15 protein-coding genes and 2 pseudogenes are annotated in these 13957 nt (G+C 36.3%); 9 read left to right on the forward strand and 8 right to left on the reverse strand.

Going from position 1 to position 13957, the window contains the following annotated elements; genetic code table 11:
* Positions 1-450 precede the first annotated feature (450 nt).
* Positions 451-1503, reverse strand: a complete 1053-nt coding sequence (gene recA / locus RHOW815_RS03190) for a recombinase RecA (RefSeq protein WP_215216910.1) — start codon at positions 1501-1503, stop codon at positions 451-453.
* 121 nt (positions 1504-1624) lie between these two features.
* On the opposite strand from recA, the gene glk reads away from it, so the two are divergent.
* Positions 1625-2602 (forward strand): glucokinase, encoded by a 978-nt coding sequence (gene glk, locus RHOW815_RS03195; RefSeq protein ID WP_245397530.1) that lies wholly within the window; start codon positions 1625-1627, stop codon positions 2600-2602.
* Here glk and RHOW815_RS03200 read toward each other — a convergent pair.
* Positions 2543-3364, reverse strand: coding sequence for an NlpC/P60 family protein (locus RHOW815_RS03200; RefSeq protein WP_215216911.1), 822 nt, complete (start codon positions 3362-3364; stop codon positions 2543-2545). The two genes, glk and RHOW815_RS03200, sit on opposite strands and share 60 nt — an antisense overlap.
* A gap of 88 nt (positions 3365-3452) precedes the next feature.
* Here RHOW815_RS03200 and RHOW815_RS03205 point away from each other — a divergent pair, with 88 nt between their 5' ends.
* Positions 3453-5009 carry a peptide ABC transporter substrate-binding protein gene (locus tag RHOW815_RS03205; RefSeq protein WP_215216912.1) on the forward strand — a complete coding sequence of 519 codons (1557 nt, stop codon included), beginning with the start codon at positions 3453-3455 and terminating at the stop codon, positions 5007-5009.
* A 38-nt stretch (positions 5010-5047) separates the two neighbouring features.
* Entirely contained in the window at positions 5048-5458 is a 411-nt protein-coding gene (locus RHOW815_RS03210) for a hypothetical protein (protein ID WP_215216913.1), read from the forward strand.
* A gap of 15 nt (positions 5459-5473) precedes the next feature.
* On the opposite strand, the gene RHOW815_RS03215 is transcribed toward RHOW815_RS03210, so the two are convergent.
* The 4 genes from RHOW815_RS03215 to RHOW815_RS03230 are packed head-to-tail and all read right to left on the reverse strand — an operon-like array spanning position 5474 to position 9340.
* Entirely contained in the window at positions 5474-6055 is a 582-nt protein-coding gene (locus tag RHOW815_RS03215) for a 5-formyltetrahydrofolate cyclo-ligase (protein WP_215216914.1), read from the reverse strand.
* Complete coding sequence (locus tag RHOW815_RS03220; RefSeq protein WP_215216915.1) at positions 6009-7298, reverse strand: toxin-antitoxin system YwqK family antitoxin; 1290 nt, start codon at positions 7296-7298, stop codon at positions 6009-6011. Before RHOW815_RS03220 ends, RHOW815_RS03215 begins: the two co-directional genes overlap by 47 nt.
* Complete coding sequence (locus RHOW815_RS03225; protein WP_215216916.1) at positions 7295-7921, reverse strand: hypothetical protein; 627 nt, start codon at positions 7919-7921, stop codon at positions 7295-7297. The genes RHOW815_RS03220 and RHOW815_RS03225 overlap by 4 nt, the downstream gene beginning before the upstream one ends.
* A 9-nt stretch (positions 7922-7930) precedes the next feature.
* Entirely contained in the window at positions 7931-9340 is a 1410-nt protein-coding gene (locus tag RHOW815_RS03230) for a hypothetical protein (protein WP_215216917.1), read from the reverse strand.
* A gap of 92 nt (positions 9341-9432) precedes the next feature.
* Between RHOW815_RS03230 and RHOW815_RS03235 the strand changes: the two genes are divergently transcribed.
* The 5 genes from RHOW815_RS03235 to RHOW815_RS03255 all read left to right on the forward strand — a co-directional run bounded on the left by RHOW815_RS03235 (position 9433) and on the right by RHOW815_RS03255 (position 12797).
* Positions 9433-9693, forward strand: coding sequence for a YggT family protein (locus tag RHOW815_RS03235; RefSeq protein WP_194845822.1), 261 nt, complete (start codon positions 9433-9435; stop codon positions 9691-9693).
* Positions 9693-10718 carry a tRNA dihydrouridine synthase DusB gene (gene dusB / locus RHOW815_RS03240; RefSeq protein ID WP_215216918.1) on the forward strand — a complete coding sequence of 342 codons (1026 nt, stop codon included), beginning with the start codon at positions 9693-9695 and terminating at the stop codon, positions 10716-10718. Before RHOW815_RS03235 ends, dusB begins: the two co-directional genes overlap by 1 nt.
* A 101-nt stretch (positions 10719-10819) precedes the next feature.
* On the forward strand, positions 10820-11281 hold the full coding sequence (locus RHOW815_RS03245) for a hypothetical protein (RefSeq protein ID WP_215216919.1): 462 nt from the start codon (positions 10820-10822) through the stop codon (positions 11279-11281).
* 151 nt (positions 11282-11432) lie between these two features.
* Positions 11433-12017, forward strand: a complete 585-nt coding sequence (locus RHOW815_RS03250; protein ID WP_215216920.1) for an acyloxyacyl hydrolase — start codon at positions 11433-11435, stop codon at positions 12015-12017.
* 180 nt (positions 12018-12197) lie between these two features.
* On the forward strand, positions 12198-12797 hold the full coding sequence (locus RHOW815_RS03255) for a hypothetical protein (protein ID WP_215216921.1): 600 nt from the start codon (positions 12198-12200) through the stop codon (positions 12795-12797).
* Between the two features lie 186 nt (positions 12798-12983).
* Here RHOW815_RS03255 and RHOW815_RS03260 read toward each other — a convergent pair.
* Positions 12984-13256, reverse strand: a pseudogene (locus RHOW815_RS03260) (transposase); the annotation flags it as partial.
* A 42-nt stretch (positions 13257-13298) separates the two neighbouring features.
* Complete coding sequence (locus RHOW815_RS03265) at positions 13299-13700, reverse strand: transposase (RefSeq protein WP_215216922.1); 402 nt, start codon at positions 13698-13700, stop codon at positions 13299-13301.
* A 37-nt stretch (positions 13701-13737) separates the two neighbouring features.
* On the opposite strand from RHOW815_RS03265, the pseudogene RHOW815_RS03270 reads away from it, so the two are divergent.
* Positions 13738-13957 (forward strand): annotated as a pseudogene (locus RHOW815_RS03270) (transposase); the annotation flags it as partial.

Genomic DNA, 13957 nt, shown 5'->3' on the forward strand with positions numbered 1-13957 from the left:
TCTCTGGCTAGGGATCAGTTTTTTCATACTCAATAGCTTAACACAAAACAAAATATTTTTCTATACGATTGAATCGGAACCACTATATAGTAGTGCCGATTCAAACGACTAGCTTAATGGAGTTCAAGTCAAAGACTTGAAACTTGTCGTTAATCCTATATTTTTGTATACGATTGAATCGGAACCACTATATATGTTCTTTTTTGTGCACTTCGAGGTTGAAAGGGCCTTCTTCTGTGCACTTCAAACTTGAAAAGATAATGTTAATCTCACCAAAAACGTCTGCTAAAATTTTCCTAGCCTTTGTAACCAAAATGCTTCTGCATTTTATGCCAGAGGAGGTTTTTTTTCTCTTTGCAGTAGACTATTTTGGTTTTAGAATTCATGATAGGAACTATGTTGCTTTCTATGAAAGATAGAACCACCGGTTATTACCGGTGGCTTGTTTTGTTAAACCAAGGCCTCTTCTTTTATAAGAGGGGTAACCGGGCCTTTAGCTTCTTTGATTTTAGCTAGGATTAATCTTTCTATTTCTTCTACTAGATGAGGATTTTTTTTCAATTCTTCTCTAGCAGATTCTCTTCCTTGTCCTAGGCGATGGCTTTGAAAATTAAACCAAGTGCCTTTTTTTTCCACAATACCTAGGTCAACTCCTAAGTCAATTAAAGTGCCAATACGAGAAATCCCTTCGTTGAATAAAATATCAAACTCGGCTACTTGAAAAGGAGGAGACACTTTATTTTTAACAACTTTTACTTTAACACGATTGCCAACTTCTGTGTTATCTGGACCTTTAATGCTGCCACAGCGACGAATGTCTAACCGAACAGAAGCGTAAAACTTTAAAGCTTTTCCACCTGTTGTAGTCTCTGGATTACCAAACATAATTCCAATTTTTTCACGTATTTGGTTGATAAAAATAGCACAAGTATTGCTTTTGGAAAGAGTCGCTGTTAACTTTCTAAGAGCCTGAGACATCATTCTTGCTTGCAATCCCATAAAAGAATCGCCGATTTCTCCCTCTAGCTCGCTTTTAGGAACCAAAGCTGCAACAGAGTCAATAACTATGACGTCTATTGCGTTAGAGCGCGCTAGCATCTCCGCAATATTTAGCGCTTCTTCTCCTGAATCGGGCTGAGAGATCAATAACTCGTCGAGCTTAACGCCGATTTTAGCAGCATACGTCGGGTCTAATGCGTGTTCTGCGTCTATATAGGCAGCTAGGCCTCCACTTTTTTGCGCATTGGCTACAATGTGGGTAGCAAGTGTGGATTTCCCAGAAGATTCATGACCAAATATCTCTACAATCCTTCCACGAGGCACCCCTCCAATTCCCAATGCGAGATCAAGAGTTATTGCACCTGTTTTAATCACCCCCATTTCTCCTTTTAAAGAGGAGTGCTTGCCTAGGGTCATGATGGATCCTTCACCAAATTGTTTTTCAATTTGTGTCATTGCTAGCTCTAGAGCTTTTCTTTTTCCTGCATCATTTTGTTGAGCCATAAAGTTCCTTTTGTTATCTGATCTTAAGATTGAATCTGGTTAAGCCTTTGCGTCAAGGATAATCGATTTTGTAAATGGTGTCTAATTCGAGAATTAATTATAAAAAAATAAAGGATAAATTATGTTATTAGCAGGTGATATAGGAGGAACAAAGGTTAGTTTAGCTCTTTTTGAAGAAGAGGCGCAGCTACAATGCGTAGAGGAAACAACCTTTCACAGCCGTGATTTTTCCAACTTTTCTTCTTTACTACATCATTTTCTAGCCCCTTTTCCTGATATTTCTATTTCCCGAGCTGGATTTGGAATAGCTGGACCTGTACAAGATGGGGTTTGTCGGGCAACAAATCTACCCTGGACCCTTTCTGCAAAAGATCTGCAGCATCAATGTAAAATCCCTCATGTGTTTTTACTCAACGATCTAGAAGCTAGCGGATGGGGATTGCAACTTCTTTCCCCTAGTAAATATGTAACATTAAACGAAGGGAAAAAAATAACAGGTAATCGGGTATTGATTTCTGCGGGGACAGGTTTGGGAGAAGCAGGTCTATTTTGGAATACAAAAATACACCATCCGATTGCAACAGAAGGTGGTCATACCGACTTTGCTCCTTGTAATGAAGAGCAACTAGAACTTTTTTCTTATTTATATAAACAATATAAACATGTCTCTTATGAAAGAGTCTTATCGGGATTTGGTCTGTATCAAATATATCGATTTCTAGTCGATACGCATAAAGAACAAAGCGATCCAGAAATTGAGAAGATCTCCACTAAACTAGAACCACAAAGACTTGTGATAGAAAAGGCTCTAGAAGGTTTATCCACAGCTTGTATACACGCTGTAGAGATCTTTGTTTCCATATATGGCGCAGAAGCTGGAAATTTAGCACTTAAATATCTAGCCAGAGGAGGCGTTTATTTAGGTGGTGGATTAGCACAGAGGTTATTACCATTTTTTAAACATGGTGGCTTTATGGCCGCCTTTACAGCTAAGGGAAGGTTTTCTTCTCTTATGCAAGAGATTCCTATCCATCTTATATTAGAGGATACAACAGCTTTGTTGGGCGCAGCGTATTACGCTAGCATAAAAACTCTCTGAATGCCAACGACGAATCACAAAAGATTTATCAGAGGGATTTTTATTTACAGGCTTCCTTGTTTTTAGAACCTCTTCTATTCTTTCAAAGAGACGGCGTGAATTAACTCCTTTTTCAGGTGTACTTTCGATACAAGTTTCCTTATCAATGACAATAATTACGTGTCCTTTCCATGTGATTAAATCAAGAGGTTGTAATAAAGAAAGTATCCCTTCTTTTTTTAAATTTTTAATTTTAAGGCCTTTTTTATATTTCACTAAATCAGCTGTATTGCGAGGGGTATATCCGCCAGTAGCGTAATAGAGAAGACCCGAGCAATCCACCCCTTTGAGTTGCCAGATGTTTTGTATCTTTGGGTCGAGACTGGAGAGATTTGCATTAGGAGGGTAAATTTTAGAAATTTTAGCAATACCTTCTGGATAGTTTCCTCCCCACAAATAAGGAGTTCCAATTAACTTTTTCAAAGTTTTGCAAATTTTATCTACGCTTGGTAAATTAATGAGTTGTTTTTTTGAAGAAGAATTAGGTAAAAACTCTCCGTGAATATACAATTCTTTACCGGAGTAGTTAGGAGTCTTTATCTTTAAAATATTTTTGGGTAAAGCTTCTCTTGGATCGAATGACATTCCTGGCAAAAGGATTGTTTCTAAGCATCTCATTAATCCTTGATTATCTAAGGGTATAAATTCACCTTTTTCTTTAAAATAGTTAGGAAATTCAGGTGTGTTAAATACGGGAATGGGATCAGTTGCTATTGAAAGCATGATTTTTTTTAAGCCTCGCATTATTAGATCTACCTATCTTATAGTACAAACACCAAAGATCTCTTTAATAAAATGATAGGAAGATAGCATGATTCAAATTTTTTTCACATGTATTATTGTACTTTTGAGCGGCTGTTTTTCTTTTTTAAAAGACAAAAAAGAAGCTCAATCACAAGTGCTGCGTATCAATATAGGAGATGATCCTCAAAGTTTAGATCCAAGACGTGCACGTGCTCTTAAAGATATTACCTTATTAAGACATTTATTTGAGGGGCTTACACGCAAAAATCCACAAGGCAAAGTGGATCTTGCTTTGGCAAAAGATATGCAAGTGTCAGAAGAAGGAACGCGTTATCGATTTACCCTGATTAAAAGCTATTGGTCGAACAAGGATCTGTTAACAGCTCATGATTTTGCCTACGCTTGGCATAAAGTGCTAGATCCTGCATTTCCATCGGATATCGCTTATCAAATGTATCTGATTAAAAATGCACAAGCTGTCAAAGAAGGAAAGATGCCCAGTTCAGAGTTGGGAATTCGTGTGTTATCGGATGATGAATTAGAAGTGGAGTTAGAGCATCCAGCGCCTTATTTTTTAGAATTGCTATCTTTCCCCCTTTTCTTTCCCGTGCACCGCAAACTAGATGCAGAAAATCCAAATTGGGGTTGGCAGAATTCTGGGTATATTTGCAATGGCCCTTTTACTTTAGCTAATTGGGAACAACGCAATTTGATTCGACTGCATAAAAATCCTCTATATTGGGATAGTTCTTCCGTTTCTTTGTCTGAGATAGTGGCCTATATGCTATCTGAAGAAACAGAGCTACGCCTATTTGAAAAAGGAGAAATTGATTGGGCTGGCTCTCCTTTATCCACCCTTCCTATTGAGGCCTTGGGTTCTTTGAAAAAATCTGCTTATTTTATGGATAAAGAGTTTTTAGGGACATATCTGATAAGGATACAAACGCAAAAATCCCCTTTTAATAATCGATCTATTCGACGCTGTTTTGCCTTAGCGGTGAATAGAGGAGATATCGTTTCCCATATCACTCAAGGAAATCAATTGATTGCAACGGGTTTAGTTCCTACAGGACTCGGGTTACAAGATAACCCCTATTTTTTAGATGCGGATTTAAAGAGCGCAAAAGACCTTTTACAACAAGACCTTCCTAAAATTACTCTTCTTTATCGAGCTGATGAGAAAAATCATGTGTTAGCACAAGGACTACAACAACAGTGGATGAAATCGCTAGGAGTGCTTGTAGAATTAGAAGCTGTAGAAGCAAAAATTTATTTTGATCGTATTTCCAAAGGAGACTATCAATTAGCAACAGGGTCTTGGATTGCAGACTTTGAAGATCCAATGAACTTTCTTGAGGTATTTAAATATAAAAAAGGCGGGTCCAATAATACCGGTTGGGAAGACGCTCATTATATACAGTTACTCAACTCTGCTAATAAAGCGGTAGACAGTAAACAAAGAACGCTTCTTTTAAAACAAGCAGAGCAGGTTTTAATGGATAACATGCCCATGATTCCTATCTATTATTATCGTATGCTCTATTTAAATCGAAATGTTCGCCAAGTAGCGCTATCTTCCACCGGAGGAATCGATTTTAAATGGGCTAAAGTTGACAGAAAATAAATTTTTACCTATTTCTAAGTAAAATTTTTAAGGTCAATATGAAAATGATATTAGCGCTAGCTTGCTTTCTTTTTATAACTTCCTATACGCAAGCTGAATCTATACGTTTATTTAATGATAGTGTTTATGATCTGCGAGCTGTAGTACGAGGAGCCGATGGTTCTTTTTTAGGAGAGATGCTCATTCGATCACAAAACTCAACCACTTGGTATAATACATATGGGCCCTACCAAAGCAGGGTTCCCATACAACAGAGTCGTTCTCAAACCCCTTATGTAGTCGTCTGGTATTGTTTAAATGGAGAGCAGTTCTCTATATGCGATACCGTAGCTACTGGAGGTATTGTAGAGGCTCTTAGTTGCCTAGGTACTCGTACATGTAGGGCCAGAAAAAAAGATAGTACTCCGCAAGAAGAGTATCAGGAAATGCAGCCTCCTCAAAATCGATAGATTTTTTTCCCTATATTAAAACAACAATAATTCATCTAGGGCAATATCATGTTTTTCAGTAGGTAAAGACTTGATGCAGAGCTGTTCTTGAAAACCGATTCCTATTGTGTAAGGTTTAAGGTGATTCTTTTGCAATTTTTCTAAGAGTTGATCGTAATGACCTTTGCCATAGCCTATGCGATGGCATGAGCGATCAAAGCCTAATGCGGGTACTAAAATGCAATTGATCTTTTCTAGGGCAATGGGATTAGAGAATTTTGGATGAGGTTCTAGTATACCAAAAGCGGAAGGGATACATTCAAACTTGGTAATTTTATGGGCTGTAAGACCTATATCTTCTATTTTAGGGAGTAAAAGTTTATGCTCTTTGAATAGGTCTTGATTCAGTAAATCGATATTAATTTCACTTTTAACGCTATAGAAAGACAGTATATTTTTGTGGGGTTTTAATTTTTTGCTAAGTTTCAAATAAGCATTATGATCAGCTTGTTTTTTTCTAGAGTCGCAAAGATTTTTACGTATCTTAATGAGTTCTTCTCTCATTAACTGTTTAGCGTAAGAGAGGTTCTTCATCAATTTTGGGTTTTCCTTTTTCATAGCTGATTTTTCTTAAGAATATGCCGTTGGAAGTATACAGGTTAGCAGTTCCTTTTCCTTGCTCTATTTGAGAGATAGGGGTGTCGTCTTTAGGCTTGAAGTAACTACCGGTGATTAATAGATCTCGATCATACTCTTCGATCAACATCACATCGCCATTTTCATACCAAGCTACGCTAGTCCCATGTCTTTTATTTTGGTTGAACTCTCTTTGGCTCTCTGGCTTGCCACTAGGGTACCAAGTTTTAACCATACCTTGGATCATATCATCATCCCAATAAAGGCAGAGTTTGATTTGCGGGTTTTCTAAAGAACCGTTGTAGTAGATCTTCTCTTCGCCATACTTTTTTTGATCTTTGATAGAATAAGTAGCATGTAGGCTTTGATTAGGATTGAATACTTTTACCTCTCCTTCTGCAACGGACTCAGAGAAAGTAATTAATTGATGCAGTCTTCCTTCTATAAATTCTGCTTTTTGACCCGAGCCATTGTAGATTTCGGCTATTTTTTTCCCGTTTGAATCAAAATAGGTAGCCTCCATTAAGTGATTTTTTTCGTATAACTCGCTAAATTGTAATTGTTCTTTGTTCCAATAACCTACAGAGAGCCCTTCTTTTTCTCCTTTGTGATAAGCTAGTTTTTGCAAAATATTACCATCGAAATCAAATTCTTCCAAATAACCTTCAATGAGCCCTTGCTGGTAAGGGATAATTTTTTTGATTGGTCCCTCAGGGTAGTAATAGATGCTAGGTGTATGTAAGAGTCCTTTGTCATAGAAGATCTCAGCAATGAGTTGTCCTCGTTCATTTCTTACGGTACTCTTTTTATCAAAGATCCAGCTGGCCTGAGCTAAATTATGAATATCAGCTACACCCTCGATGACAAAAGCATCTATTTTGAGCTCGCCGTTAGAATAATATTCTTGATATAGCCCGTGAGCTCTGCCATCGATAACCTCCAAATGGTGCCAGATCTGGCCATTATCGTGATAACTAGTCACTATGGAAGAGCTTTTGCCAAGATCGGTTCGCTTATAAACTCTAAGCACTTTCTGATAGGGTTGAGGTTGTAAAAAATCTATGTTTTGATAATTCGATAAACGATCTTGATTGCTAATGGTTTCTGCAAAACCATTTCTATCGATGATTTGTAAGCTTACAATTGTGTTAGGGTCAGACCGAAAAGAGAACCCACAGCCAGAGCAGACGATAAGGGCTATTATACAAAGTGTTTTTTTTTTCATAGAGCTTCTCGTTTAACCAATTTCATATCGATGCAAAAAACTTTTTGTTGAGGAGTAATAGATTTTTTCATGAGATTAAAATCTGTAATAAACAAAAAAGGAACACCAGGTTTTGGTCCATACGGCCAGATATGTACCTGTTCAACAAAACAAAGTAATTGTTTTAAATCTTCTTCATTGGCTTGAATAGTCTTTTGTTGTCTCTCTTCTACCTCGCAAAACAAAAGGTGTTTTCTAATTTTTTCTTCAAAAAAAGCTAGATGATTTTCTTGAGAAATCCAATTCAGTCGTTGAGAAGAGATAGGATCTAGCCTGTTTTCCAATAAAAGCGCTTGTAGTTTTTTTTGCTCTGGTTGTAGAAAACAAAGGGATTCTACATATTTATCTAAGTATTGAGGATCGCTTAGTTTTAATTGAGAAAGAATTTTTTCCTCTTTTTTTTGTATCAGTTCATTATATAGAATTTTTTTATGAATGATCTGGGTAGTGTTTGCCAGCTCTTCTAACTGGTACAGGCGGTAATAACCATGCAGTATGATCAAGCAACTAGGAAGAGGCGCTATTAGTAGTAACCATATCCAGTTAGATCTTGTGATTATCAAACGATGTAGAAAAGGGCGCATAAAAAATAGTTAGTTCAAAGGTTTTAGGGTGAAAATAGCGCAGTACTTATTGCCCTGCGCATGCCATTGTACCGGTTTTTTTGCATGAATCATGGGGTTTTCTTTAATTAGAGATTCATGAAATTCACGCGCAAGTCGTGGGATGGATGCAGTGAATGCAATTTCCACCTGCGCTTCGTAAGGAAGATTTTTTTGGTCAACAGTGGGGTATTTGAGCATTTGGTAGTGAATAGATAAGACCTCTATTCCTTCCTTTACCTTTCCTTCGTGAATAAATGCTGGATGAGCACTTATCCATGCTAACACATCGCTTACTTTAGGAATTGTTGGAAGCAGAGGAAAGGGAAATTTTTGTGTGCTGAGCTTATTTTTCCAGACAAGAAGCTTATTTTGCCAATCTTGAATCGACTTAGGAGAGGGTTTTTGCAATTCTTTGGGTAAAATAGAAGTGATGTGTGTAAGCAGTGCTGTTTGCTTTTTGTGTAGATATATTTGCATCCCCACTAAACTAGCTAGATTCAGAACTGCGCAAGCTCCTAGATAATAAAATGTTCTTTTTAAAAAACCTTGTTTGGTCTTTTTTGTCATAAACATTTTTTGACTAAAATTCACTTGGCGTCCATCTTCGGCAAGAGCCTCTAATGCTGCTCCTATGGCAAGAGCATGTAGATGGTGGTCTGGATCTTCTAAAGTTAGTTGTTCACCATCAAAAATTTCTCCTACTACGCTTTTAAGATTGATAGAAGAAGGGGTTTCTTCGATGTACACGCAAGTAGAATGAGTATCCCATCCTTTTTGACTTAAGAACAATTGGTATTTTTCTAGATTTTTTTTAAAACATGCAGGGTCTGCTGAAAACGCTTTAGCGGACTCAAGGCGATTTTCTTGATAAAACAAACAAAGTATTTCTTGAGATCCAATGTGAATAACAATCCCTTTTTTTTGCTTAGGAAACGCCCAAGTGATAAAACGAAATAAGCTAGCGGTAGCGCAGCCGACAAAATGGGTATGAAGACCTTTGCTTTCTAAGAATTCTACGTGCTTAAAGAAAAGATGCTGGGAGGTTATAAAAACTCCAACAGAAGAGCTTTTTTTAGCAATCCGATCAATACATACAGAAACCATAGAGTCATTTGGAGTCATTATTAAAGAATCTATTTGGAAAGGCAGTGTTGCTAGGATCTTTCTTTTTTCTGTTAAAGGAAGAGTCAAGCGTCTTAAGAGGACATCTTGCGCTTCTAAAAAACTAGATATATTGAAATTTTTATCATAAACAACCAAGTCTCTGTAAAGCTGTTTTATAGATTCGGGTGAATTTTTTATAGTAAAAATTTTTTGAATAGAGATTTTTAATTTTTTCTTAGTTAAAACCGCAATCCGCAAATGCTCTTGATTTAATGCAATTCCTACTGTAACCAAGAATAGACCTCAAATGATAAAATTTTTTTTTATATAATCCAGTCAAAAGTTGACCTTGAAAAGATTAACGAAAGTTAGATAATATTAGTGCCATGTCTATTTTACTAGCTAATATTATTCACTGGATTTTCTTTGTCTATACGATCATGTTGACCTTGCGTATATTGGGTTCCTGGTTTCCTTCTTTTTCCCATACGAGGTTTATGCATTTTTTACGGTTTTATACAGATCCTTATTTAAATGTGTTTAGAAATCTGATCCCACCGATTGGTGGGCGTTTAGATTTAAGTCCAATTATTGCTTTTTTTGTTCTACAATTTTTGGAAAACTTTTTCTTACGGCTTTTTATCTAATGTCCTTGTTGCAAAAATCTTTTTCATTAGGTTCGCTTACCCTTCCTTCTAATATCTTTTGCGCTCCTCTGGCCGGCTGTTCTGATCTTCCTTTCCGCCGAATGCTTGCTAAATACAAACCTGGTTTGATTTTTTGCGAGATGGTTAAAATGGATGCTTTAGTGCGTCAGAACCCCAAAACCTGTCGGTTTTTAGACTTTGAGCCTTCTATGCGCCCCATCGGTGCGCAATTATGTGGAAGCAAACCAGAGCTTGCAGCAGAATGTGCGCGTATTATCCAAGATTTAGGGTTTGATAGCCTTGATTTAAACTGCGGGTGTCCTGTTGATAAAGTGACAAAAGACGGCAGTGGTTCGGGGATGTTAAAAACACCTCAACTAATCGGAGATATCTTAGCGAATATGGTATCTGCGGTAAAAATTCCTGTTACTATTAAGATCCGCGCTGGCTGGGATAGCTCTCAAATTAATGCAGTAGAAATTGTGAAGATTGCTGAATCAGCCGGGGCAAAAGCGATTTGTATCCATGGAAGAACTAGAGCTCAGGCTTATAGAGGTCCTGCGAATTGGGATTGGATTCGCGAGTGCAAACAAGCAGCACAAACAATCAAAGTAATCGGTAATGGCGATGTCTTTTCAGCTTCTGACGCGGAAAGGCTTTTTTTATACACCAGATGCGATGCCATTTTAGTGGCTCGTGGCACAATGGGCCATCCTTGGATTGTAGAGGATATCTATGAGTATCTAACCACAAAAAAGGTACCCGTTCGAACTTCTTATGAAAGACGCGATATCTTTCTAGAACACCTAGAACACATTATTTCTTATCAAGAAGAGAGAAAAGCTGTTCAGGATTTAAGAAGGGTTGGATGCTGGTCTTTAAAAAACATGCAAGGTGCCTCTAAATTGCGCGAAGCGATTAACCGAGCAGAATCAACGTTGGAGATCCGCAAGCTAGTTACAGATTATGCTTGGGAAGAGGTAACAATCTCTCCTAAAACAGAAGAAGAAACCCCTTCTTGTTAAAATGTATTTTATATTTTTTTGTCCTCATACAACTTTCGAGAAAAAAATATTCCTGATATAATAAGGCCGTCTCTATTCATTAAGTAATAAAAAAAGGCTGTATGAAAAAGCTCTTAAAAATTGCTCGTACTTATCTTGCGTTAACCTTTAACCTTTTATTTGCTAATACACAAGAAACACAAGATTTAGAAGTTATAAAGTCTATTGAAAATACAATTTCAGATGCAAATATCTCTAAATTAGAGAGCTCTTTTTCTAGATATAAGCAAAAAGATTACCGTGTTTTGAGTTTATCTATACCTTATGTAAAGCTGTTTTATATAGGAATGGGACTAGACATTGATTACCATATGGATAAAGAAGAAGCGATGAATGCTTTCTTTTTTAAACGTTCTGCTGAGATACAACGTAGACCCTTTTTAGAATTATGTCCAAAGCTTGGATTGGGGAAGCAATACACAAGCAGTTTTTTAGAGATGCAAGTAGGTTTCTTAAAAATACCTATTCTCTTTAAGGAAGAGAATGCTGTTGTATTTGTTCTTAGATATGGAATGGGTTTTTAAAACACCTTTCTAGCTCTGCAACCCTCTTATCTTAAAGAATTCATTTAACATTTGTTGTTGTCATATAAATTTTCTTTCAAGAAGAAAAAAAAGATTCTCGTTAATAGAATGGTCATTATCCATTTTATTAATAAGAAAAGAGAAAGATTATATGAAAAAAATATTAAAAATTGTTCCTGCTTTTTTACTGGTCTTTGGCTCTTTATTTGCTAATACACAAGAGGTGGAAGTTGCAAAACCTATTGAGAATTCATTTGGATATGTGAATGTTGGCATGGAATCTCTTTTTTCTGCTCCCTTTTTTGGAGTCGGATATAGACTGCAAAAAAATCAGCATGGTTTAGATCTATCAGCATCGATTGTATGTAAAACCATTGATTACACGTCTTGCTTTGAAGCTAAAAAAGCTCGTATTCAAAGAAGAAAGGCTAATGTTTTGTACAACTTCTTTTTCTTTCCTAATTTAAGCTCTCAGGTTTATGTAGGATTAGGAGTTGGTGTTAACTACATCGATATAAAAAGACTCGGGTCCATCTTGGGTTTTTCTCCAGAGATTGCATTGGGCAAACAGTATAACAATAAACAGGGCAATCAACGTTTTATACAACTACAAGTTAGTTTGCCAGGTCTTTATACCAGATCTAAAAAAATCAGGTCTTATTGCGATTACCAAACGGTGAAAACCGATTTAGAATGCGCTCCTTTATTTACTTTTACCTATGGAATTGGTTTCTAAGCATCTTTTCGGGCTATTTTAAAAACAGAAACGGTCTCTAGAGATTCTTGATTTCATTATGATTAAAGATAAGATAAGGATTTTATTTTTTTTATATAAGTTTTCTTTTAAGAAGAAAAAAATGTTCTGTCTTCATAGAATGTCTTTTGTATTTCATTATTAACAACGGAGAATGTGTATATGAATAAGATATTGAAAATTGTTACAGCTTGTATCGTATTACCTGTTAGTTTCTTATGTGCTAACACACAGGAAGTTCAAGAAGAGAAACAAACCAACTGCTGCTGCCTTGAAAACTCATTTGGGTACCTTAATGTTGGAGTAGGTCCTCTACCTGAGCTAATTCCTTCTTTTGGAATTGGGTATAGAACACAAAAAGATCATCACGGATTTGATTTGGCTGGATCTATTGCTAAAACTTGGATACGAACAACAGCTCGAGCAAGTGTATTATACAATTATTTTTTCAAACCAAATCTAGAATCTGAATTTTATGCTGGTTTAGGCTTAGCCATTAAAGGGGTACACGAGAAAATAGAGCGTAAGAATAACTCTCATGTAGCTGTTTATCCAGAGCTTGTATTTGGTAAGCAATATAAGAATGAAACAAACTGCCAGCGTTTCTTTCAAATGCAAATTAGTTTTCCTGTTTTTGTTCTTGATAAGATAGTTAAGAAGACTTGGACTCATCGTAAGAGCTCCTATAGTATTTTTTATCCTACATCTTACAAGACCTCCTACGTTCCTGAAGTAATTTTCAGCTACGGTATTGGTTTCTAAGTTTCTTTTATGAGCTGCCTTAAAAATTTAGGGCAGCTTTTTTCTCTTTATTCGATCATCTCTATAAAGGACAATTTTTTAGGATATGACAACTGGCATACTTCTAGAAAGTACTCTTAAGAGGTTTAGATTTTTGCTATACTTCCTTCCTAAATGGAGGGAAAGGAAAAATTACTTAGGGCCTGTTTAAAATCTTTTCAAAAGTAGAGCAATAAAAGCAAGAACCACCATATTCAGGCTTGTATGTAGTTTTCTTTCGCAATTTTTCCATAGCCGACGACATTTTTCTATCCACGCAAAAGAACGCTCTACAACCCATCTTTTGGGAATAACTGTAAAAGTATGAAGTGTATTTCTTTTGGCTATTTCTACTATACATCCTAATATCTCCTGCACACTCTTTGCAAATTTTTCTCCAGAATATCCTCCATCTGCTAAAACATTTTTTACACCGAACAAATGGTTTTTATGTAGTGAAAATGCTTCTATACTAGTGCCGATTCAAACGGCTAGCTTAATGGGATTTAAGTCAACGACTTGAAACTTGTCGTTTATCCTACATTTCAAAATATCTGTTATTTTCGGTATCTCTTCTAAGAAGAATCCTCTAATTGCCTGAAAAAAAGTCACCGACGTTTCGTAATATCGATTGTATACCTTCTTTTCCTTTAAGATCTTCCACAAGCGTTCAATAGGATTCAAATTCGGCGAATAAGGAGGGAGATAGTGCACTTTAATCCTAGAAGACATCAGAAACTCTTCTAGTTTCTTATTTTTGTTTGATCTTGCATTATCCAAAATTACATGAATAATTCGAGCCTCTGTCTGTTTTTCTAGCTTCTTGAAAAAATCGAGCATTGCATCGGCATCAACTGTCTTATATTCCTCTGTAAAAATCTTCATTGTTCTTAGAGCCTGTTTAAAATCTTTTCAAAAGTGAGGATATTCTGGAGAAAGATTTGCAAAGAGTGTGCAGGAAATATTAGAATATATAGTAGAAATAGCAAAAAGAAATGCACTTCATACTTTTAAAGTCATTTCTAGAAGATGGGTTGTAGAGCGTTCTTTTGCGTGGATAGAAAAATGTCGCAGGCTATGGAAAAATTGCGAAAGAAAACTACATACAAGCCTGAATATGGAGGTTCTCGCTTTTATTGCTC

Origin of the sequence: Candidatus Rhabdochlamydia sp. W815, assembly GCF_018642185.1 — a bacterium.
Classification (GTDB): Bacteria; Chlamydiota; Chlamydiia; order Chlamydiales; family Rhabdochlamydiaceae; genus Rhabdochlamydia; species Rhabdochlamydia oedothoracis.

Coding starts and splice junctions, on each gene's coding strand:
- recA (WP_215216910.1), bottom strand. CDS start 1,503: ATGGCTCAACAAAATGATGCAGGAAAAAGAAAAGCTCTAGAGCTAGCA.
- glk (WP_245397530.1), top strand. CDS start 1,625: ATGTTATTAGCAGGTGATATAGGAGGAACAAAGGTTAGTTTAGCTCTT.
- RHOW815_RS03200 (WP_215216911.1), bottom strand. CDS start 3,364: ATGCTTTCAATAGCAACTGATCCCATTCCCGTATTTAACACACCTGAA.
- RHOW815_RS03205 (WP_215216912.1), top strand. CDS start 3,453: ATGATTCAAATTTTTTTCACATGTATTATTGTACTTTTGAGCGGCTGT.
- RHOW815_RS03210 (WP_215216913.1), top strand. CDS start 5,048: ATGAAAATGATATTAGCGCTAGCTTGCTTTCTTTTTATAACTTCCTAT.
- RHOW815_RS03215 (WP_215216914.1), bottom strand. CDS start 6,055: ATGAAAAAGGAAAACCCAAAATTGATGAAGAACCTCTCTTACGCTAAA.
- RHOW815_RS03220 (WP_215216915.1), bottom strand. CDS start 7,298: ATGAAAAAAAAAACACTTTGTATAATAGCCCTTATCGTCTGCTCTGGC.
- RHOW815_RS03225 (WP_215216916.1), bottom strand. CDS start 7,921: ATGCGCCCTTTTCTACATCGTTTGATAATCACAAGATCTAACTGGATA.
- RHOW815_RS03235 (WP_194845822.1), top strand. CDS start 9,433: ATGTCTATTTTACTAGCTAATATTATTCACTGGATTTTCTTTGTCTAT.
- dusB (WP_215216918.1), top strand. CDS start 9,693: ATGTCCTTGTTGCAAAAATCTTTTTCATTAGGTTCGCTTACCCTTCCT.
- RHOW815_RS03245 (WP_215216919.1), top strand. CDS start 10,820: ATGAAAAAGCTCTTAAAAATTGCTCGTACTTATCTTGCGTTAACCTTT.
- RHOW815_RS03250 (WP_215216920.1), top strand. CDS start 11,433: ATGAAAAAAATATTAAAAATTGTTCCTGCTTTTTTACTGGTCTTTGGC.
- RHOW815_RS03255 (WP_215216921.1), top strand. CDS start 12,198: ATGAATAAGATATTGAAAATTGTTACAGCTTGTATCGTATTACCTGTT.
- RHOW815_RS03265 (WP_215216922.1), bottom strand. CDS start 13,700: ATGAAGATTTTTACAGAGGAATATAAGACAGTTGATGCCGATGCAATG.